The organism is Polaribacter sp. Hel1_85 (assembly GCF_000766795.1).
In the GTDB taxonomy this organism is placed as follows: Bacteria; Bacteroidota; Bacteroidia; order Flavobacteriales; family Flavobacteriaceae; genus Polaribacter.
In genome coordinates, this window is the sequence record NZ_JPDS01000002.1 from 5,001 (window position 1) to 28,120 (window position 23,120).

At 29.4% G+C, this 23,120-nt stretch carries 18 protein-coding genes and 1 rRNA gene (1 of these 19 only partly in view); 15 read left to right on the forward strand and 4 right to left on the reverse strand.

Features of this window, described 5'->3' with window-relative positions:
• Positions 1-150 (reverse strand): 16S ribosomal RNA (locus PHEL85_RS07210) (it extends 1,370 nt beyond the left edge of the window).
• Positions 151-1,259: 1,109 nt separating this feature from the next.
• On the opposite strand from PHEL85_RS07210, the gene thrS reads away from it, so the two are divergent.
• The 11 genes from thrS to PHEL85_RS07265 all read left to right on the forward strand — a co-directional run bounded on the left by thrS (position 1,260) and on the right by PHEL85_RS07265 (position 16,153).
• Positions 1,260-3,200 carry a threonine--tRNA ligase gene (gene thrS / locus PHEL85_RS07215; RefSeq protein ID WP_036823317.1) on the forward strand — a complete coding sequence of 647 codons (1,941 nt, stop codon included), beginning with the start codon at positions 1,260-1,262 and terminating at the stop codon, positions 3,198-3,200.
• 114 nt (positions 3,201-3,314) lie between these two features.
• Positions 3,315-3,833 (forward strand): translation initiation factor IF-3, encoded by a 519-nt coding sequence (infC, locus tag PHEL85_RS07220; protein WP_081965092.1) that lies wholly within the window; start codon positions 3,315-3,317, stop codon positions 3,831-3,833.
• A 124-nt stretch (positions 3,834-3,957) separates the two neighbouring features.
• Positions 3,958-4,155, forward strand: a complete 198-nt coding sequence (gene rpmI / locus PHEL85_RS07225) for a 50S ribosomal protein L35 (RefSeq protein ID WP_036825989.1) — start codon at positions 3,958-3,960, stop codon at positions 4,153-4,155.
• Positions 4,156-4,248: 93 nt separating this feature from the next.
• Positions 4,249-4,593: a 50S ribosomal protein L20 gene (gene rplT, locus PHEL85_RS07230; RefSeq protein ID WP_036823323.1), complete on the forward strand. Its 345-nt coding sequence runs from the start codon at positions 4,249-4,251 to the stop codon at positions 4,591-4,593.
• Between the two features lie 85 nt (positions 4,594-4,678).
• Positions 4,679-5,260, forward strand: a complete 582-nt coding sequence (locus PHEL85_RS07235; RefSeq protein ID WP_036823325.1) for a hypothetical protein — start codon at positions 4,679-4,681, stop codon at positions 5,258-5,260.
• 209 nt (positions 5,261-5,469) lie between these two features.
• Positions 5,470-6,675 carry a glycogen synthase gene (gene glgA / locus PHEL85_RS07240; RefSeq protein ID WP_036823328.1) on the forward strand — a complete coding sequence of 402 codons (1,206 nt, stop codon included), beginning with the start codon at positions 5,470-5,472 and terminating at the stop codon, positions 6,673-6,675.
• A gap of 4 nt (positions 6,676-6,679) precedes the next feature.
• The gene (locus tag PHEL85_RS07245; protein WP_036823331.1) at positions 6,680-7,945 is read left to right on the forward strand and encodes a glucose-1-phosphate adenylyltransferase; all 1,266 of its coding nucleotides are present in this window, start codon (positions 6,680-6,682) and stop codon (positions 7,943-7,945) included.
• Between the two features lie 43 nt (positions 7,946-7,988).
• Positions 7,989-9,926, forward strand: coding sequence for an alpha-1,4-glucan--maltose-1-phosphate maltosyltransferase (locus tag PHEL85_RS07250; RefSeq protein WP_036823332.1), 1,938 nt, complete (start codon positions 7,989-7,991; stop codon positions 9,924-9,926).
• Positions 9,927-9,928: 2 nt separating this feature from the next.
• Positions 9,929-11,557, forward strand: a complete 1,629-nt coding sequence (locus tag PHEL85_RS07255; RefSeq protein ID WP_036823333.1) for a trehalose synthase — start codon at positions 9,929-9,931, stop codon at positions 11,555-11,557.
• A gap of 4 nt (positions 11,558-11,561) precedes the next feature.
• On the forward strand, positions 11,562-13,469 hold the full coding sequence (gene glgB / locus PHEL85_RS07260; RefSeq protein ID WP_036823336.1) for a 1,4-alpha-glucan branching protein GlgB: 1,908 nt from the start codon (positions 11,562-11,564) through the stop codon (positions 13,467-13,469).
• A gap of 275 nt (positions 13,470-13,744) precedes the next feature.
• Positions 13,745-16,153, forward strand: a complete 2,409-nt coding sequence (locus PHEL85_RS07265) for a glycoside hydrolase family 31 protein (RefSeq protein WP_036823339.1) — start codon at positions 13,745-13,747, stop codon at positions 16,151-16,153.
• Positions 16,154-17,344: 1,191 nt separating this feature from the next.
• Here PHEL85_RS07265 and prfA read toward each other — a convergent pair.
• Positions 17,345-18,421, reverse strand: a complete 1,077-nt coding sequence (gene prfA, locus PHEL85_RS07270) for a peptide chain release factor 1 (RefSeq protein ID WP_036823342.1) — start codon at positions 18,419-18,421, stop codon at positions 17,345-17,347.
• A gap of 69 nt (positions 18,422-18,490) precedes the next feature.
• On the opposite strand from prfA, the gene PHEL85_RS07275 reads away from it, so the two are divergent.
• Complete coding sequence (locus PHEL85_RS07275) at positions 18,491-18,922, forward strand: hypothetical protein (RefSeq protein ID WP_156109137.1); 432 nt, start codon at positions 18,491-18,493, stop codon at positions 18,920-18,922.
• Between the two features lie 147 nt (positions 18,923-19,069).
• On the forward strand, positions 19,070-19,720 hold the full coding sequence (locus tag PHEL85_RS07280) for a hypothetical protein (protein WP_036823347.1): 651 nt from the start codon (positions 19,070-19,072) through the stop codon (positions 19,718-19,720).
• Between the two features lie 133 nt (positions 19,721-19,853).
• On the opposite strand, the gene PHEL85_RS07285 is transcribed toward PHEL85_RS07280, so the two are convergent.
• A complete protein-coding gene (locus PHEL85_RS07285; RefSeq protein WP_235318243.1) occupies positions 19,854-20,648 on the reverse strand; it encodes an alpha/beta fold hydrolase in 795 nt (264 codons plus the stop codon).
• A 91-nt stretch (positions 20,649-20,739) separates the two neighbouring features.
• Positions 20,740-21,453: a pyridoxine 5'-phosphate synthase gene (locus PHEL85_RS07290; RefSeq protein ID WP_036823349.1), complete on the reverse strand. Its 714-nt coding sequence runs from the start codon at positions 21,451-21,453 to the stop codon at positions 20,740-20,742.
• Between the two features lie 65 nt (positions 21,454-21,518).
• Here PHEL85_RS07290 and PHEL85_RS07295 point away from each other — a divergent pair, with 65 nt between their 5' ends.
• Both PHEL85_RS07295 and PHEL85_RS07300 read left to right on the forward strand, forming a co-directional pair.
• Positions 21,519-22,172 carry a CBS domain-containing protein gene (locus PHEL85_RS07295; protein ID WP_235318244.1) on the forward strand — a complete coding sequence of 218 codons (654 nt, stop codon included), beginning with the start codon at positions 21,519-21,521 and terminating at the stop codon, positions 22,170-22,172.
• Positions 22,173-22,180: 8 nt separating this feature from the next.
• Positions 22,181-23,107, forward strand: a complete 927-nt coding sequence (locus PHEL85_RS07300; RefSeq protein ID WP_036823356.1) for an NAD kinase — start codon at positions 22,181-22,183, stop codon at positions 23,105-23,107.
• Positions 23,108-23,120 lie beyond the last annotated feature (13 nt).

Genomic DNA, 23,120 nt, shown 5'->3' on the forward strand with positions numbered 1-23,120 from the left:
GCTATTCCTCTGTAAAAGGTAGGTTCTATACGCGTTACGCACCCGTGCGCCGGTCGTCATCTGGTGCAAGCACCAATGTTACCCCTCGACTTGCATGTGTTAAGCCTGCCGCTAGCGTTCATCCTGAGCCAGGATCAAACTCTTCATTGTATATTTTAAATATGTTGAATGAATAAGTTTCAAAAGAATTTACATTAATAATTTAATGTGGTTATTCTACTCTTTGTTTACGCTGTCAATTTCAATATTTTCAATGAACTTTTAGGTATCGCACTCATGCTATTAAACAATCGATATAAACCCTAATTTGTAGAAACACTAGAATCGAACTAGTTGGTTTTAATCTAAAAACCTTTCCAAAATCTCTCTGAACTTTTTACTGTATTTCTTAGCGGCTGCAAACATACAAACTATTTCTATTCTAACAAGAAAAAATTTGATTTATTTTTATTTTTTTTAACCCCTATAAAAAACCTGAACTTTTGCCGAATTTTTCGGACTGCAAACATACAACTCTTTCACCTAACTAACCAAATAAAAATGAAAATTATTTCTAATAAAATTTGACAAAATTTATCTGAAAAAAATCTCGCTTTACAAAGCAATACAACCCCTCAATGAACATAACCAACATACTCAATTTTCTGTTAGCGGGTGCAAATATACACCTCCTTTTTAATCTCACAACTATTACAATGAAATAATTTTAAAATTATTTAACCCTAACCCCTAAAAAACTTGTAATAAGATACTTAAATGCCAATGTTTTTTTTTGAATAAAATTGTGTAATTTATACTAAAGCAATAACAATGTATTTGACTACGCTTTTTTATAAATAGAATTACGGATATTTCTATTGCTTTTTTTGAAATAGAAGTTACAAAAGTGCCTCTATAAATATGAAAAATTCTAAAAAAATATAAATACAGCTGGCAAAAAAGTCGTGTTAGGGATTGAAACGGCATCCTTTTTATGGTAAAAAATTGAATTCTTTAATAAAGTAAATGGTATTAAGATGAGAATAAACCACACTATAATCTATTAACCATAAAAAGATATAGTAGAAAGCCCGACCTTTTTTTTGAAATAACATTATTTAATTATGAATACCTTATTATATAATGAAATCCTGAAATGAATACTGAACTAAAAAAAGAAACACACAAAGAAAGAATCATCAAAACTTAATAAGTACATATATATATTGTGTGAAAAATTGTTTTCTAATATCTTTGCATCCTTAAATAGGATACATTAAATGATTAAAATTACTTTACCTGACGGAACTATTAAGGAGTTTGCTGTAAACAGCACTCCAATGGATGTTGCAAAAAGCATTAGTGAAGGGTTTGCTAGAAACGTAATATCTGCAAATTTTAACGATACAACAGTTGAAACCTCTACTCCTTTAACCACAGATGGTTCTTTAATATTATATACATTTAATGATGATGGAGGAAAGAAAGCTTTCTGGCATTCTTCTGCTCATGTTTTAGCAGAAGCAATTTTAAGTTTTCATCCAAAAGCTAAGTTAACTATTGGACCTGCTATTGAAAATGGTTTTTATTATGATATAGATTTAGGTGATGACGTTATTTCTGATAAGGACTTTAAGCAAATAGAAAATAAGTTTTTAGAGATTGCTCGTGGAAAGCATGAGTTTTCTTTACGTTCTGTTTCTAAAGCAGATGCTTTGTCATTATATAAAGCCGAAAACAACGAATACAAAGTTGAGTTAATTGAAAACTTAACAGATGGAGATATTACTTTTTGTGATCATAGCAATTTTACTGATTTATGTAGAGGAGGACACATTCCAAACACAGGAATCATAAAGGCAATCAAAATAATGAGTGTTGCTGGTGCTTATTGGCGTGGTGACGAGAAAAACAACCAACTAACTCGTGTTTATGGAATTAGTTTTCCGAAACAAAAAATGTTAACTGAATATTTAGCATTATTAGAAGAGGCTAAAAAACGTGATCACAGAAAACTTGGGAAAGAATTAGAACTTTTTACTTTTTCTCAAAAAGTTGGAGCTGGTTTACCTTTATGGCTTCCAAAAGGAGCTGCTTTACGTAATCGCTTACAAGACTTCTTAAAGGTTGCTCAGAAAAAAGCAGGTTATGAAGAAGTTATGACACCCCATATTGGGCAAAAAGATTTATATGTAACTTCTGGACATTATGCTAAATATGGTGAAGATAGTTTTCAACCGATAAAAACTCCTAAAATGGACGAAGAGTTTTTATTAAAACCTATGAACTGCCCACACCATTGTGAAGTTTACAATTTTAAACCATACTCTTATAAAGATTTACCAAAGCGTTTCGCAGAATTTGGGACCGTTTATAGATATGAACAAAGTGGAGAATTACATGGATTAACTCGTGTTAGAGGTTTTACACAAGATGATGCTCATATTTTTTGTACTCCAGAACAATTAGATCAAGAATTTAAAGATGTTATAGATTTAGTTTTATATGTTTTTGGTTCTTTAGGTTTTGAAGATTTTACTGCTCAAGTATCTATTAGAGACAAAAGTAATCCAGATAAATATATAGGTGATGCTGAAACTTGGGAAATTGCTGAAAATGCAATTATAAGTGCAGCAACTGATAAAGGTTTAGATTTTGTAATTGAAGAAGGTGAAGCTGCATTTTATGGACCTAAATTAGACTTTATGGTAAAGGATGCTTTAGGCAGAAGTTGGCAACTTGGAACCATACAAGTAGACTATAATTTACCTAAACGTTTCGATTTAACCTATAAAGGATCAGATAATCAGTTACACAGACCTGTTATGATTCATAGAGCTCCATTTGGTTCTATGGAACGCTTTATCGCAGTGTTACTAGAACATACAGGAGGAAATTTCCCTCTTTGGTTAACGCCAGATCAAGTTATCTTATTGCCAATCAGTGATAAATATCAAAAATATTCAGAAAAAGTTTTAGAATCGTTAGAAAATTCCGAAATTCGCGCCCTCGTAGATAACCGAAGTGAGAAAACTGGTCGTAAGATTAGAGATGCAGAAGTTAGCAAAATACCATTTATGGTTATTGTTGGTGAAAAAGAAGAGCAAGATGGCACAGTTTCTGTTAGAAAACATGGTGAAGGAGATATTGGTACATTTACAATTGAAGAATTTATTTCTTTAATTAAAGCCGAAGAAAGTAAAACATTGAAGAAATTTTAATTAATTTTGAATTTCAGTAAAAAACAAAAAGGTTGGAAAACAACCATAAGTTAAACTTAAAATTTATAAGTCATAGCAATTCGTAGAAGCAGGTCGAGAAGACCGTTAAGAGTAATCAAAGAAGATCAACATAGGATTAATGAAAAAATAAAATATGTTGACGAAGTTCGTCTTGTGGGCGAGAATATCGAAGTTGGTGTATATCCTTTAGCAAAAGCTAAAGAATTAGCTAGAGAACAGGAATTAGATTTGGTTGAGATTTCACCAAAAGCAAAACCTCCTGTTTGTAAAATTATTGATTACAAGAAATTCTTGTATGAGCAAAAGAAACGTGAAAAAGCCTTAAAGTCGAAAGCAACTAAGGTAACTATTAAAGAAATACGTTTTGGACCTCAAACTGATGAGCATGATTATGAATTCAAAAAGAAGCATGCTATTAAGTTCTTACAAGAAGGAGCTAAATTAAAAGCATTTGTATTCTTTAAAGGACGTTCTATTATTTTTAAGGAACAAGGACAGATTTTATTATTAAAATTAGCCCAAGAATTAGAAGAATATGGTAAAGTTGAGCAATTACCAAAATTAGAAGGTAAACGTATGATTATGTTTATTGCTCCTAAAAAAGTAAAATAAAAAGAGTTTTTAAAGTTTAAAAGTTCTTAAAGTTCTTAAAGTTTTGTGCATACTTAACTTTGTAACTTTAGAAACCTTCAACTTTATTACTAAAAATATTAAGCAAGTTAAAAACGAAGGAGAGATGCCTAAAATGAAAACAAAATCTAGCGCCAAAAAACGATTTAAAGTTACTGGTACTGGAAAATTAAAAAGAAAGCACGCGTTTAAAAGTCACATCTTAACAAAGAAGTCTAAAAAACGTAAATTAAAGTTAACTCATGATGGTTTAGTACATAAATCTGATGAGTCTAACATTAAGCAACAATTAAACTTAAAATAAGTTTAATTAGGGAATTTAATTATTAACCATGGAGTTAGGCAAAAATAAAAAGTATTCTTAAGTGAATCGCCTACTACAAAAAACATTGAAATTATGCCAAGATCAGTAAATTCAGTAGCCTCAAGAAAAAGAAGAAAAAAAATCTTGAAGGCAGCAAAAGGTTACTTCGGACGTAGAAAAAACGTTTACACAGTAGCAAAAAATGCGGTTGAAAAAGGTATGCTTTATGCATATAGAGACCGTAAAAACAATAAGAGAAACTTCCGTTCTTTATGGATTGTGCGTATTAACGCTGCAGCTCGTTTACACGGAATGTCTTACTCTCAGTTTATGGGAAAAGTAAAAGCTAACAATATCGAATTAAACCGTAAGGTTTTAGCTGATTTAGCTGTAAACAACCCAGACGCTTTTAAGGCAGTTGTAGAGAAAATTAAATAATATAATAATACTTGCTTATATTTAAAAACCCAAACATTTTTGTTTGGGTTTTTTTTATAAATTTACATTACATAAATTCTCTATAATGAAACCATATTTAATTACACTATTACTATCTCTTTCTATTACATTCTCTTTTTCTCAAGAGACTACAAACAAAATAAATTCTTTAGAAACTCAGTTTGATGACATCTACAGAACTTCTACATCGTATCAAGTATACAAGGTTATAAGTAAAGAACGTTATCAAAAATTAAAACTAAATGTTTTAGATTCTCTAAACTCTTCAAAAAAAATAATTTCTGAAAAAGAAATTCTTTTAAAAAAAGAAGAGAATAATATTGAGGAAACTAAAAATCTATTAGCAAAAACAAAGCTTGAATTAGACACCGCAAAAAAGAAAGAGAATTCAATTTCTTTATTAGGCATAGAATTAAGTAAAACTACATATAATCTTCTATTATGGAGTGTTATTGTTTTATTACTGTTAGGTTTATCTTACTTTGTTTTCAAATTTTTTAGAAGCAATGTTTTAACTAAACAAGCTCTAAATAATTTAATAGATGTAGAGCAAGAATTTGAACAGCACAGAAAAAAATCTTTAGAAAGAGAACAAAAATTACGAAGACAACTTCAAGACGAGATTAATAAACAAAGAAATAGTTAATTTCTGTTTATAATAGGTTAATATATTAAGCAAATATTTTAAATTCTAATGATAATTTTACAAAAAAATACTAGATAACAACTTATTATTATGAGTATCGTAATAATAATGATTGTTAAATAAATGGGCTATCTTTTATAGCACATTCAATTGTATTTTCTTATCTTATGATTCTTAAAACAACTAACAAACTTAATTACTAAAATTTTATGAAAGCCCTTTTTTATACTAGAGAATTTCCTCCTTATGTATACGGTGGTGCAGGTGTTCATGTAGAATATCTAGCAGCAGAATTAGCAAAACTTATGAAGGTTGAAGTTAGATGCTTTGGAGACCAAAATGATTCTGAAAATAATCCAACTGTAAAAGGATTTCCTTATGAAAATCCTATTTTTGATAATTCTGACGATAAACTTAAAGCCATTTTTAAAACTTTAAGCACAGGATTACATATGAATGCTGATCCTATTGATGCAGATGTTATTCATTGTCATACTTGGTATTCTCATTTTGCAGGTATTGTGGCAAAACTTTGTTATGGAATTCCTTTAGTAATTACTACACATTCTTTAGAACCCTTAAGGCCATGGAAAAGAGAACAATTAGGTCGTGGTTACGATGCTTCTTCTTGGATAGAAAAAACTGCTATTGAAATGGCAGATGCTCTAATTGCCGTTTCTGAAGAAACAAAAGAAGATGTACTAAAACATTTTAATGTTGATGAAAGTAAAATAAAGGTTATTTACAATGGTATAAACTTACAGCAATATATGACTACATCAGAAACATCTACCTTAGATGAATATGGTGTAGACAAAAATAAACCTTATGTGCTTTTTGTTGGAAGAATTACTAGACAGAAAGGAATTATACATTTAGTAAATGCAATAAAATATATAGATCCAGAGACGCAAGTAGTTCTTTGTGCTGGTGCCCCAGATACTCCAGAAATTGGTAAAGAAATGGAAGATGCTGTTAACGAAGTTAAAAAAACTCGTAAAAATGTAATCTGGATTGATAAAATGGTCACAAAGGAAGAAATTATTCAGTTATACTCTCATGCAGATGTATTCTGTTGTCCATCTATTTATGAACCTTTTGGCATTATAAACATAGAAGCAATGGCTTGTAACACAGCTGTTGTTGCTAGTGCTGTTGGAGGAATAAAAGAAGTCGTTGTTCATGGAGAAACAGGCCTTTTAATTCCGGTAGAACAGCAAAACGCTGCTCCGTTTGAGCCAATAAATCCAGATAAATTTGCAAAAGATTTAGCAGAAGGAGTGAATAAAGTAATAAATAATCCAGAATTAAGAGACTCAATGGCTACAAAAGGTCGTAAAAGAGTAGAAGAATATTTTGATTGGATTTCAATAGCAAAACAAGTAGAAGAATTATATAAATCAATAAAAAACTAAGGCAATGATAAACGATAAAGTATTAGGTATTATATTAGGTGGAGGCCAAGGATCAAGATTATACCCATTAACTAAAGATAGATCTAAACCTGCAGTACCAATTGCTGGTAAATATAGATTGGTTGATATTCCTATTTCTAATTGTATTAATTCTGATATTAAAAGAATGTATGTTTTAACTCAGTTTAATTCTGCTTCTTTAAATGCACATATTAAAAACACCTATCACTTTAGTTTTTTTAGTTCTGCCTTTGTTGATGTATTGGCTGCTGAACAGACAATAAATAGTGACAAATGGTTTCAAGGAACTGCAGATGCTGTAAGACAAAGTATGCATCACTTTCTAGCAAATGATTTTGAGTATGCTTTAATCCTTTCTGGTGATCAATTATATCAAATGGATTTTAATGATATGATTCAGAAACACGAAGAAAGTGGTGCTGAAATTTCTATTGCAACTTATCCTGTAAACGCAAAAGATGCTACCTCTTTTGGATTATTAAAAACAAATGAGGAAAACATTATTACTTCTTTTATAGAAAAACCCGGAGCAGAATTGTTACCAAATTGGACTTCTGATGTAGGTGATGAAATGAAAGCTCAAAACAGAAATTACTTAGCTTCTATGGGTATTTACATATTTAATAGAGATTTATTAATTAAGTTAATGGAAAACCCAGACACCAATGATTTTGGTGGAGAAATTATTCCTCAGGCCATTGGCAGTCATAAAACATTAAGTTATCAATACGAGGGTTATTGGGAAGATATTGGAAACATAGATTCTTTCTTTGAAGCTAATTTAGGATTAACTGACGATGTTCCTCAATTTAATTTATACGACAATAAAAGTATTTATACAAGACCTAGAATATTACCAACTTCTAAAATAGCTGGTTCTATTTTAAATAAAGCTGTTATTGGTGATGGATGTTTAATTCATGCAGAAAAAATAGAAAGATCTGTTATTGGAATTCGTTCTAGAATTGGAAAAAATTCTTTAATTTCTAACACCTATATGATGGGTAATGATTCTTACGAATCTTTAGAAGATGTTGCCAATAAAAATATAGATATTATGATGGGAATTGGAGACAGATGTTACATACATAACTGTATTGTAGATAAAAACTGTAGAATTGGAGATGATGTAAGAATTAATGGAGGACCACATATTGAAGATATAGAAACAGATTCTTATATGGTAAAAGAAGGAATTGTAATAATTAAAAAAGATGCTACAATACCTAAAGGAACCATTATAGGATAGAACAGATTTTATTTTTCTCTTTTTTAAAAAAATCAACCAAATAATGCAAAATCAAAGTAGAATTGTAGTAGAAAATATTGCTCCACAAATAAACCAAGGAACCATATTTATAAAACGTGTTGTAGATGAAATTGTAAATGTAACTGCAGATGTTTTAGTTGATGGACATGATGTTCTTCAAACTAGTATTTTATTCAAACATGAAAAAGATAAAAAATGGTCAGAGATTAGAATGTCTCCTACTTTTAATGATGAATATACTGCTAGTTTTCAAACTAAAAAACAAGGATATTATTCTTATAAAGTTGAAGGTTGGGTAGATTATATCTTGAACTGGCAACATGGTTTACAACGAAAAATAGATGATTATCAACATGTAAACTCAGAATTATTAGAAGGTGCAGAATTAATATCTTCACTTACAGATAAAGTTTCTCCAGAAGAAAAAGATTATTTACTTCATTTAATTTTCATTTTTAAAAATAGTGAAACATACGCAGAAGCTATTAAAGAAGCAGTTTCTGAAAAAGCAACGAACTTATTCAAAAAATATCCTCAGAAATTTCTAACTGAAACTTCTCCAGAATATAAAGTTTATGTTGACAGAAAAAAAGCTAGATTTTCTACTTGGTACGAATTTTTTCCACGTTCTGCTTCAGAACAAGAAGGCAAACATGGTACCTTTAATGACTGTCATAGATTATTGCCAAGAGTTGCAAAAATGGGATTTGACACTTTGTACTTCCCTCCTGTTCATCCAATTGGCGAAGTAAATAGAAAAGGTAAAAACAACACCACTGTTGCACAAGATGGAGATGTTGGTTCTACTTGGGGAATTGGTTCTAAACATGGAGGTCATAAAGACTTACATCCAGAATTAGGGTCTATTGAAGATTTTAAAAACTTAGTAGCTAAAGCAAAAGAGCTAGGAATTGAAGTTGCAATGGATTATGCTTTACAAGCAGCTCCAGATCATCCTTGGGTTACAGAACATCCAGATTGGTTTAAATGGAGACCCGATGGAACTGTTCAATATGCAGAAAATCCGCCAAAAAAATATCAAGATATTCTTCCAATTTATTGGGAAAGTAAAGACTTTAAAAATCTTTGGAAAGAATGTTTAGACACATTATTATATTGGATTGATTGTGGAATTAATGTTTTTAGAGTTGATAATCCACACACAAAACCATACTATTTTTGGGGATGGATTATTGCTGAAGTAAAAAAACAACATCCAGATGTTTTATTTTTAGCAGAAGCTTTTACAAAGCCAAAAGTAATGCAACAATTAGCTAAACAAGGGTACACACAATCTTATACATATTTTACTTGGAGAGATTCTAAACATGAATTGATTGAGTATGTCAACGATTTAACACAAACAGAACAAAGAGAGTACATGCGACCAAATTTCTGGCCAAACACACCAGATATTAATCCGTTTCATTTACAAGGTGCACCAGAAAGTAAATACATACAACGTTATGCTTTAGCTGCAACTTTAAGTTCTAGTATTGGTATTTATGGACCTGTTTTTGAACAAATGATTAGTGATCCTATTCCTGGAAAGGAAGAATATTATATGTCAGAAAAATTTCAACTTTGTCATTACGATTGGTTCAAGGAAAATAAAGTAACTACTTTAATTTCTAAAATAAATAACATCAGAAAAGAGAATGAATCATATCAACAAACAAATAACATTAAATTTATAGAAACTGGGAATGATCAAATTATTGCATTTTATAAATGGAATGATGATAGAACCAATGAAACCTTAACAGTTATAAGTTTAGACGCATATAATTCGCAATCTGGTTCTGTTCAATTACCTCTTCATGACTTAAATATAAATCATGGGCAAAAAATTGAAGTTGAAGACTTAGTAACAAGAAATTGTTACAATTGGTATAATGAATGGAATTATGTAGAATTACATGCAACATTACCTTTTCATATTTTTAAAATCAACAAATAATAATGACAAAAAAAACGAATATAAATTCTTTATCTTCACTATTTTCCTCAAAAAACAAATGGGAAGAATTGATTGAAGATAAAGAATTTATATTCGTTTTTTTATCAGAAATTTTAGAAGATTATATACAAAAACAACGTTGGTATGGAGGTAAATCTAGCAGCATAAAATATATAGAATTAATTGAATATTTTAAAATACAAAAAAGTGGAGAAGTCTATTTTGGACTAATTTTAGAAGTTAATTTTGTAGAAGCTTTTTATCATCATTATTTTTTACCAATTGCTTTTGTTTCTGATGAAAACTATCTTAAAGAAGGAAAAATTCTTCCTCTAAAACTAAAAGACCAAGAAGGTTATATTATAGATGCAATGCATTTAGAAGCCTTTAGAAAAGTAGTTTACGAAAGAATTAGTTCTGCTTTACCAGTAGATAAAACTCCTGTTCAATATCACAAAACAGAAGGTTTTGAATTCCCATCTTATAAGTCTTCTAGATTTATGGGAGTAGAACAAAGCAACACTTCTATTATCTATAATGATACTTTTATTTTAAAATTTTTTAGAAGAATATATGCTGATAAAAACCCAGACTATGAAATGAGTCGTTTTTTATCAGATAAAAAAGATTTTAAAAACACGCCTCCATATTTAGGAGGCATGAATATTATAGATTCTGAAAATGTAAATATTACCATTGGTCTAATGCAAAAATTAGTACCTAATAATGGTGATGCTTGGGAGTATTTTTTAAAAGAAATTCATAAAATATATAAAACTATAGATAGTAAAAACATTTCTTTTACAGATTTACCAGATGTAGAAATGTTTGATAGAGTTAAAATATCTGAAGTTTCTCCACAAATTATAGATTGGATAGGACTGCATTTGCTAAATAAAGTGAAATTATTAGCTAAAAGAACTGCAGAAATGCACATTGCTTTAGGCTCAGAATTTGCAGACACATCCTTTACTCCTACTCGTTTTAATGGAGATTATACTGTTTGGTTAAAAAACAGATTAACATATCAATTTCAAAACAGATTAAATCTTACTGAAAACAATTTACATAAGCTAGAAGGTTACTCTTTAAAGCTTGCTGAAGAATTTCTAGAAAAGAAAAATGAAATTAGAAAACGTTTGGTAAATTTTGATTGGACCAAATTAAAAGGAGAAAGAATTAGAATTCATGGAGATTATCATTTAGGACAAGTTTTAGTACAAGATGATGATTTTTGTATTCTAGATTTTGAAGGAGAACCAGAAAGTACAATTAGAGATCGTAAGGTAAAACAGCCACCTTTAAAAGATGTTGCTGGTTTATTTAGATCTTTTCATTACGCAATTTATTCAACCATATTTAATCATCAAGATGATTACAAAAAAGAGCAAACAGCCCTTTTTGAATATGGTGAATTATTATACAAATACATGGTTTCAATTTTTATGGAAACTTATGTAGCAACCACAAAAGAAGCTAATCTGCATATAGGTTACAGAAACGAAAGAAGATTTTTATTAAAATATTGCTTATTAGAAAAAGCAATTTACGAGTTAGGTTACGAACTCAATTCAAGACCAAAATGGACAATTATTCCATTAAAAGGTATTGCAAATATTTTGAACTCATAAAACTATGGCACAAACAAAAGCACACAGTCTTTTTACAGAATTTGATATCAGCCTTTTTCAGGCTGGAAAACACTATCGTCTTTACGAAAAATTTGGATCACATATTATCACTGTAGATGGTGTAGAAGGAACTTATTTTGCGGTTTGGGCGCCAAGTGCAAAATCAGTTGCTGTAATTGGAGATTTTAATTTTTGGTTAGAAGGAGAACATCACTTAAATGTACGTTGGGATGGAAGTGGAATCTGGGAAGGATTTATACCAGGTGTTCATAAAGGAAGTATTTATAAATATAAAATAAGAAGTTCTAACAACGATATTACAACAGAAAAAGCAGACCCTTTTGCAAGAAGATGTGAGCATCCACCAAAAACTGCATCTGTAGTTTGGGAAGATGATTATGCTTGGAAAGATAAAAAATGGATGAAAAATAGAAAGAAAAATAATGCATTAGATGCACCTTTTTCTGTTTATGAAGTTCATTTAGGATCTTGGAAAAAACAAGTTGAAGAAGGACGTTTTTTAAGTTACAGAGAATTAGCAGATGATTTAGTAGATTATGTTGCTGAAATGAATTTTACACATGTAGAATTTATGCCAATAATGGAATATCCTTATGACCCAAGTTGGGGTTATCAATTAACTGGATATTTTGCACCAACATCTCGTTTTGGTTATCCTGATGAATTTAAATATTTAGTAGATAAATTTCACGAAAAAGGAATTGGAGTATTATTAGACTGGGTTCCATCACACTTTCCTTCAGATGATCATGGTTTAGGTTTCTTTGATGGATCTCATTTATATGAACATCCAGATAGAAGAAAAGGATATCATCAAGATTGGAAAAGTTTAATTTTCAATTATGGTAGAAATGAAATAAAAGCATTTTTAATTAGTAATGCCATCTTTTGGTTGGACCAATATCATGCAGATGGATTAAGAGTTGATGCAGTTGCTTCCATGTTATTTTTAGATTATTCTAGAGAAGAAGGCCAATGGGAACCAAATGAATTTGGTGGTAGAGAAAATTTAGATGCTATTAATTTTATTAAAGAAATGAATGCTGCAGTTTATGAAGCATTTCCAGATGTTCAAACAATTGCAGAAGAATCTACATCATTTCCAAAAGTATCTAGACCAATTTACGATGGTGGTTTAGGTTTTGGAATGAAATGGATGATGGGTTGGATGCATGATACTTTAGATTATTTCTCTAAAGAACCTATTTACAGAAAACATCATCAAAACGAATTAACATTCAGTTTAAACTATGCATTTACAGAAAATTTTATGCTACCACTTTCTCATGATGAAGTTGTGTATGGTAAAAAATCTATTGTAGATAAAATGCCTGGTGATGAATGGCAGAAATTTGCAAACTTAAGAATGCTATACAGTTTGATGTATACACATCCTGGAACTAAATTATTATTTCAAGGAGGAGAATTTGGACAAACAAGTGAATGGAACTTTAATGGAAGTTTAGATTGGCATTTATTAGATTATGATGTTCATAAAGGAGCACAGACTTTAGTAAAAGACTTAAATAAGTTATACAAAAAAGAACCTGCTCTACATGAAAAACAATTTTCTCATGAAGGTTTTGAATGGATAGATCATGGTGATCATGAAAACTCTATAATGTCATACATAAGAAAAGGTGTAAATGAAAAAGATAATCTTATTATTATTTTAAACCTTACTCCAGTTCCTAGAGAAAACTACAGAATAGGTTTACCAAAAGCAGGCACTTTAAAAGAAGTATTTAATAGCGATGCTAAGAAATATAATGGAACAAATAACTTTAAAAACAAAAAATTAACTTCAGACATAAAAGAATGGAATGGTAGAGAAAATTCTATTGAATTAAATTTACCTCCATTAGGAATGATTGCTTATAAGTATAAGTAATTTAAAATTTAGACTCTATTTGTTCTTTATTTATGATATTTTAATAATAAATAGGGTTTAATATTTTAAACTTCTCAAAAAAATAAAGCTTTTTTAAGACTTTAAAAAAAGTTTTAATAATATCTAAAAGTTTTTTTATTACGCTTATTTTTAAATAAATAAGCAATATTTTTGCCCCCAAACAGAACGAATACGTTATCGTAGAAAAAGAAGATTATTAGCAATAATGATATAATCTTTTACGATTTTTATAAGTCGAATAAACAACCAAGAAAATGATTGTTAATACAGAATTAGAACAAAAAGGAAATTTATTTCCATCAGAAATTGTGAACTACAAAAAAGATGTAGACACATTATATTTTACAACAAAAAACAATGTTGTTTTACAACTTACTGTAGTAAGAGACAGTGTTATTAGATTTAGATATGCTACCACAGGTAAGTTTGAAAATGATTTTTCTTACGGTGTTACAATTCATGCTTCTAGAGGTTATAATTTTTTAGAAGTTACCGAAGATAAAACACATTATATTATTACCACTTCTAAATTAATTTGTAAAGTAGAAAAACAAAGCTTACAAGTAAGTTTATACGATGCACTAGATTTAAAATTAATTAACGAAGATGAAATTGGATTTCATTGGGAAGAAAGTTACGAGTTTGGTGGAGACATTGTAAAAATGAGTAAAATCTGTCAAAAAGCAGAAAGCTATTATGGTTTAGGTGATAAACCTGTAGATGTAAATATGAAAGGTAAACGCTTCGAAAATTGGGCAACAGATTCTTATGCTTTTGGTAAGAATACAGATCCAATTTATAAGGCAATTCCTTTTTATACTGCAATCCAAGACAATAAATCTTACGGTATATTTTTTGACAATACTTTTAAAACTCATTTCGATTTTGCACATGAAAGAAGAAATGTAACTAGCTTTTGGGCACAAGGAGGTGAAATGAATTATTATTTCATCTACGGACCAAAAATGGAAGACGTAGTTGCTAATTATACAGATTTAACTGGTAAGCCTCATGCATTACCTCCATTATGGGCTTTAGGATTTCACCAATGTAAATGGAGTTATTACCCAGAAGCTAATGTAAAAGAGGTAACAAATACTTTTAGAGATTTAAAAATCCCTTGTGATGCTATCTACTTAGATATCGATTATATGGATGGTTTCCGTTGTTTTACTTGGGATAAAAATTATTTTCCAGACCCAAAAAGAATGGTAAAAGAACTAGAAGATGATGGTTTTAAAACCGTTGTAATTATAGATCCAGGAATTAAAATTGATTTAGAATACGATGTTTTTAAAGAAGGATTAGATAAAGATTATTTCTGTAAACGTGCAGATGGTCCATATATGAAAGGTAAAGTTTGGCCTGGAGAATGTTATTTTCCAGACTACACAAAACCTGAAGTTAGAGAATGGTGGTCTGGTTTATTTCAAGAATTAATTGAAGATATTGGTGTAAAAGGTGTTTGGAATGATATGAATGAACCTGCTGTAATGGATGTTCCTAACAAATCTTTTCCAGATGATGTTCGTCATGATTTTGATGGAAATCCTTGTTCTCATAGAAAAGCACATAACATTTATGGAACCCAAATGGCACGTGCTACATATCATGGTTTAAAAAAATATGCATATCCTAAAAGACCTTTTGTAATTACAAGATCTGCTTATTCTGGTGCACAAAGATATACTTCTACTTGGATGGGAGATAATGTTGCCACTTGGGAACATTTAGCAATTGCAAATAATCAAGCACAAAGAATGGCAATGTCTGGTTTCTCTTTTGCAGGTTCAGATATTGGTGGGTTTGCAGAACAACCACAAGGAGAATTATTTGCTCGTTGGATTCAATTAGGAATTTTCCATGCTTTTTGTAGAGTTCATTCTTCTGGAGATCATGGAGATCAAGAACCTTGGGTTTTTGGAGAAGAAATTACAGATATTGTAAGAAAGTTTGTAGAGCTCAGGTATCAATTATTACCTTATTTATATACTGCTTTTTGGAAATATATAAACGAAGGGACTCCTATCTTAAAATCGTTAGTTTTATACGATCAAGAAGATACAGCAACACATTACAGAAGCGATGAGTTTGTATTTGGAGAACAAATTTTAGTTTGCCCAATACAAGAACCAAATGCAAAAGGAAGAAGAATGTATATTCCTAGAGGTAAATGGTATAATTTCTGGACAGATGAATTAATAGAAGGTGGAAAAGAAATGTGGGTTGATGCTGATTTAGATAGCATGCCAATCTTTATAAAAGAGGGAGCAGTTATTCCTAAATACCCAGTACAACAATATGTTGGCGAAAAGAAATTTGATGAGATTACTTTAGATGTATATTATAAAAAAGGTAAAGAAGTTTCTAAATTATATGATGATGCACATGATGGTTATGATTATAAGAAAGGAAGATTTAGCTTACGTACATTTAAGCTAACAGGTAAAAAAGAAGAGTTTATTCTACAACAACATAAAAGAGGAGATTTTAACGCAGATTATTCTAAATTTAATATTGTTTTACATAATCTTCCTTTTACAATAACTTCTGTACAAATTGATAATGTAGAAATACCGTTAGATGATGTAAAAAATGGTGGAACTAAATCTATACTTATAGATAAAGAATTTACTGAATTACATTTATTCGGAAAAAAATAGATTTTTCTCACGGTTTTAGATGAATTTTCTCACCAAAAACCGTGAGAAGAAAAATACCCCATAAATGGGTATTGTCCATTTATTAATTCTACTATATATTTGTAGTGTTAGATGGTTTTTTAAACATTTTTATATGTTTAAAATTCTTAAAGTATTTGTTTAATTATTAAAAGCGCTTAAAGTTTAGTGAACTTTAAGCGCTTTTTTTTTATTGCCAAAATTTTAAATAAAGGTGCTCAAAAAACTTCCCCAAAAACAGTGAGTCTTCTAACCGTTTTCAGTGAAGAAAAAAATACCCCATAAATGGGTATTGTGAATAGATTAAAACTATTATATATTTGTAGTATAAGTAATCTATTTTAACTTTTCTTTTAGCTTTGTAGATTTCTTAAATATTTGTTTAACACAAGAAGTGATTAATAGGCCCTAAACTTTAATCGCTTTTTTTTATACACTAAATTTAAATCTCAAAACTGCTCTTTAGTTTATTCACTGAAAATGGTGAAGTGCTTCACTATTTTCAGTGAGGAAAAAAATACACCATAAATGGGTATTGTGAATATCAGATTACTAATGTATATTTGTAGGGTAAGTAATCTATTATCAACAATTTATAATGTTGTAGATTCTTTCGATCAATTGTTTAACATGAAAAGCGATTAACAGTTTTCTAAACTTTAATCGCTTTTTTTTTATACCTAAATTTATCAAATTTTATGAATTATTCTCACTGAAAATAGTGAACTATCTCACCTTTTTCGGTGAGTGTAAAAAAACCCCATAAATGGGTATTGTATAATATTTTATACTGCCATATATTTGTAGTAGTATTATTTCTTATCCCCCAAGATTAAGATTTAATAAAGAAGCAAACATTATTTATATAAAAAGCGATTAAAAGTCCCTAACTTTAATCGCTTTTTTTATGCTCTAAACATAATCACTCTAATAACATTTTTATTGTTCTCCCTGAAAATAGTGATGTACTTCACCTTTTTGGGTGAACGAAAAAAAACCCCATAAATGGGTATTGTGAGGAGTTAAATACTATCATATATTTGTAGTATAAATATTTCTTATCCCCAAAAACTAAGATTTAAAACTAAAGAAGTCTTCATTTTTTTTAGACAAAAAGCGATTAATAGACCCCTAAGCTATAATCGCTTTTTTTTTGTTTTAAAATTATGAAAACTATATTCCGTCTCCTAATGTTTTTAACTTCTCTGTGTTCTCAGCTAACATTAATTCATCAATAATTTTCTGAATATCTCCATTCATAATATTAGGCAAATCATATAATGACAAACCAATTCTGTGATCTGTTACTCTTCCTTGTGCATAATTATAAGTTCTAATCTTTGCACTTCTGTCTCCAGATGAAACCATAGAACCTCGTTTTAATGCATCTTCTGCATTCTTCTTTGCCAATTCCATATCATACAAACGAGAACGCAACACTTTAAATGCTTTTTCTTTATTTTTATGCTGAGATTTTTGATCTTGACATTGAGCTACTAAACCAGTTGGTATATGTGTTAAACGAACTGCAGAATATGTTGTATTTACAGACTGACCTCCTGGTCCTGAAGAACAGAAAAAATCTATTCTTACATCTTTTGGATTAATTTCAACATCAAACTCTTCTGCTTCCGGAAAAACCATACAAGTTGCAGCAGACGTATGTACACGTCCTTGTGTTTCTGTTTGAGGAACTCTTTGAACACGATGAACACCTGCTTCAAATTTTAAAATTCCATAAACATCATTTCCTGTAACTTCGAATTGTATTTCTTTAAATCCTCCATTTGTTCCTTCAGAATAATCTACCGTAGAAACTTTCCATCCTTTACTTTCGCAATATTTGGTATACATTCTAAATAAATCTCCAGCAAAAATACTAGCTTCATCTCCTCCTGCTCCTGCTCTTAATTCTACTACAGCATTCTTAGAATCTTCTGGATCTTTTGGTATTAATAAGAATTTTATTTCGTCTTCTAATTGAGGAATTCTAGTATTGGCTTCATCAATTTCCATCTTCGCCATCTCATTCATTTCAGCATCAGAACCATCTGCAAGAATCTCCTTTGCTTCTTCTATATTGTTCATTAAGGTTTGATATTCATCACCTTTTTTAACAACATCTCCTAAATCTTTATATTCTTTCATTAATTGCGCATAACGCTTCTGATCCATAATGATTTCTGGCTGAATAATTAAATCAGAAACCTCATCATAACGTTGCTTTACAATTCTTAATTTATCTAACATCTTCTGTCTTTTCGTGGATTGCGAATTTACAATTTTTATAGGTATATTTGAAGAAAGCAAACTATTTTTATGAAAATACTACTTTTTACTTGTTGTTTTTTATTGATGCTTTCTTGCGATAAAGAAAAAAGTAAAACTAAAAAACCTATTTTTTTAGTTGGAGATTGGATCCGTGTAAACGACAAAAAAGGAAGCATTACTTATGAAAAATGGAATGCAAACCTAAAAGGTTTGGGTTATACACTAAAAGAGAATGATACTACTTTTAAAGAAATATTAAATATTGTTACTCTAGATGATACATTATTTTTAAAAGTTGAAGGTGTAAATGAAAACCCAACTTTGTTTAAATTCACACAACAAACTGATTCTTCATTTGTATGTGAAAACCCAAAAAATGAATTTCCTAAAAAAATAAAATATTATATAGAAAACAACCATTTAAAAGCAACTGTATCTACTGAGGATTTTAAAATTGAGTTTATTTTTGAAAAGTTATAATTATAACAAGAACTAACACTTACATTTTTGATAGAAACCTCCAAATTATAAAACAAGTATTTCTACTCTTAAAGCAACTAATAAGTAGTTGTAAAATTGTTAATGTATTACCAAACCAACTTAATATATTAACTTAATTTTAAAATTATGAGTACAGATTACACAAAATTATCAGTAAAAAACGACACTAAAGAAGCAGTTGAAGTATTTGTAACTTTTGCAGCAGACAACAAAGCAAATAAATGTTGTCCTAGTCCTGCAAAAGTTAGTGATTTTCCTATTCTTACAAAAGTAAACAAACTTCGTGGTAAATTTTTATTAGCTGCAGGAGCAACAGAAGTATTTGATTCTAAAGGTGCTTGTTTTAGTGGAAATGTTGGTTTTTATATAGAACCTCAATGCCCTGTTAAAGGTGCAGATTTTAACAACGGAAAATTTGGTACTAACATTGCTGAATTTACCTTAAATCCAAATACACCTTGCTTTGAAGCATATGATATTAGTTGTGTAAATGGGGTAAATTGTTATATGATGATGAAAGTAGATGCTGGTTTAGGCTGGCATTATGGACCAGAAAACACATCAATTGAAACTATTTACAATAGAGCACTACAAGAAAATCAAGGAAATCCTGGTGTTTTTCCAGTAAACTGTACTGATTGTATTCAATTAGTTGGAGACAAACCTTGCCCAACTTTACCATTAGGTCCAGCACAAAAAGAAAGAATTTGTAACATACAACGTTCTGAAAGAGGAGGTACTGTTCAAATTATTTTAACAACTCCACAAGATGCATAAATAGATTTTTATACATAAAACAAAAAGAAACCTGTTTAATACTTATTAGTATTTTACAGGTTTTTTAATAGTAAGAATGTTATTATAATAGAGCATAAACCAATAAATATAGATTAATAAATCACTTTAAAAACTAACCCAAAAACTCACAAACCTCACTATAAAATTGCTTCGGATTTTCTGCATGCAACCAATGACCTGCATTTTTAATTTCTACAATTTTAGAATTCGGAAAATGTGCTTCTATAATTGGTTCTTCGTTTTGGGTGATATAATCAGATTTAGAGCCTTTTAAAAACAACGTTTTATTTTCAAAAACAGTAAAAGGCGGCAAAGCTTCACCAACTTCTGGATTATTATCTGTTAAAGATTCTAAATTAAAACGATATGCTAATTGCCCTTTTTCTTTCCAATAAACATTCTTCAACAAAAACTGACGAATACCAAAATCTGGAATTAACTCAGCTAATTTTTTATCAACCAAAGTTCTTGTATTTTGAATAGAAAAATCAATTGAATTTAAACCTGCTAAAATTGCATTATGATGTGGTTGATACATTCTTGGAGAAATATCAACAATAATTAATTTTTCTACCAATTCTGGATATGTAACAGCAAATAACATTGCTGTTTTACCTCCCATAGAATGCCCAATTAAATAGATTTTTTCTAATTGATAATTCTGAATATAATTGTATAAATCTTCAACTAAAACTTCATAATTAAATTCATCTTTATGAAAACTACGCCCGTGATTTCTTTGGTCTATTAAATGAACTTGATAATCTGTAGAAAACTCATTTCCTAGAGATTTCCAATTATCAGACATTCCAAAATATCCATGTAAAATTAACAATGGGTTTCCTTCGCCTTTTATAGTTGAATGTAATATTGGATTGTCTTGCATTTTATTTTTTTGTTTTGTCATTTCGACTTGATAGAGAAGTCTTAAAAACGAATAGATTTCTCAACTACATTTCATTCCGTTCGAAATGACAATTATAACTGAATACTGCCAACTATTTTAGTCGATGTAGATACATATTTACAACATTCTCTAAACCTAAGTACAAACTTTCTGCAATTAGTGCATGACCTATAGAAACTTCAGCTAAATTAGGAATATTCTCTTTAAAAAATTTAATATTATCTAAACTTAAATCATGGCCAGCATTAATACCTAATCCTAAATTATGAGCTAAAATAGCAGCTTCAGTATAAGGTTTCACTGCATTTTTATTTCCTAAATCAAACTGTGTTGCAAAATCTTCTGTGTATAATTCAATTCTATCTGCACCTGTTTTTGCAGCAGCTTCTATCAATTTAACATCAGTATCAATAAAAATTGAAGTTCTAATTCCGTTTTGTTGAAACTCTTTAATTACGTCTTGTAAAAAAGATTGATGTGTAATTGTATCCCAACCAGCATTAGACGTAATAGCATCTACTGCATCTGGTACTAAAGTTACTTGTGTAGGTTTTACTTCTAACACCAAATCCATAAAAGATTTAATAGGATTTCCTTCAATATTATATTCTGTATTTACAACATTTTTTAAATCTCTTGCATCTTGATAACGAATATGTCTTTCATCTGGTCTTGGATGAATTGTAATTCCTTGCGCACCAAATTCTTCAATATCAGCTGCAACTTTTAACAAATTAGGCACATTTCCACCACGAGAATTTCTTAAAGTTGCTATTTTATTAATATTTACACTTAACTTTGTCATTGTCTAAAATTAGACTGCAAAGATAATTTATTAAATCATTTATCCTATATTCGTAAAGCATGAATATGAACGATTACATATTAGAAGAAATAAAACCACTTCGTTTAAAAGACACTGTAAAAAGTGCTCAAAAGGTATTTAAAAACTATCCGATCACACATTTTCCTGTAATTGAAGATAATAAATTACTAGGTTCTTTTGCTGAAGATGATATACAAACTATAGAAAACAGAGAAGAAGAATTAGTTGGTTATGCACATTTATTAAATTCTTTTTTTGCTGATGAAAAAGCAACTGTATTAGAATTATTAAAGATTTTTGCAGATAATGACACGAATATCATTCCTATATTAAACGAATATAAAGAATATATTGGTTATTTTGATTTGAGAGATATTTTAGATGTTTTTTCTACAAGCCCTTTTATGATTGAAGAAAGTGAAACTTTAATTATAGAAAAACTAAGAAATGATTATTCTATGAGTCAGGTTGTTCAAATTGTAGAATCTAATGGAGGAAAATTATTAGGTTTATATATTTCAGAAAAAAAATCTGATACAATTCAGGTGACCATAAAAGTAATTTCAGACGAAATAAACGAAATTATGCAAACTTTTAGAAGATATGATTATAAAATTATATCTATGCATGAGAATGATATTTATTTGGAAGATTTAAAAAATAGATCTGAATATTTACAGAAATACCTAGAAATGTAACCATTTAAATGGGCATTTACTTAAAAAACACAAAAGTGAAGAAAGCAGCAATTTACGGTCAATCTTATGCCATTTCATCAGAAAAGGAAATAAATACCTTATTACAAGTTTTAGAAAAAAATAAGATTGATTTCTACATAGAAAATGAGTTTTATAATCTTTTAGTGCAGAACAATGTTTTAGAAGACACTTATAAATCCTTTGTTAGTTTTAACGATTTAGACAGTTCTTTTGATATTATGTTTACAATCGGGGGAGATGGAACTTTTTTACGTTCTGCAACACATATTAGAGATTTAAACATTCCTATTTTAGGGATAAATACAGGTAGATTAGGTTTTTTAGCAATTGTAGCTAAAGATGTTATAGAAGAAAGTATTGAGCTTGTTATAAAAGGTGATTTTACAATACAAGAAAGAACACTTTTATCTGTAAGAACAGAACCAAAAACTGCAGACTTTACAGAACTAAATTTTGCACTAAACGAAGTTACTATAGCAAAGAAAAACACTACTTCCATGATTGGAGTAAAAACCTACCTAAATAATGAATACCTAACAAATTATTGGGCAGATGGTTTAATTATCTCTACTCCTACAGGCTCTACAGGTTATTCTTTAAGTTGTAATGGCCCTGTTATTTTACCAGATTCTAAAAACTTAGTTATTACACCAATTGCTCCTCATAATTTAAATGCAAGACCAATGGTAATTTCTGATGAAACAAAAATAGAATTAGAAGTAGATTCTAGAGAAAAAAGCTATTTAATTTCATTAGACTCAAGAGTTACAAGTGTACCAAATAATACTAAAATTTTCATCGAAAAAACTGACTTTACAATTAAAAGTATTTTGCCAAAAAATCAATCGTTTTTAAAGACCTTAAGAAGTAAATTATTATGGGGTGAAGACATTAGAAACAAAACAAATCTTTAATATTTTCTTGCAA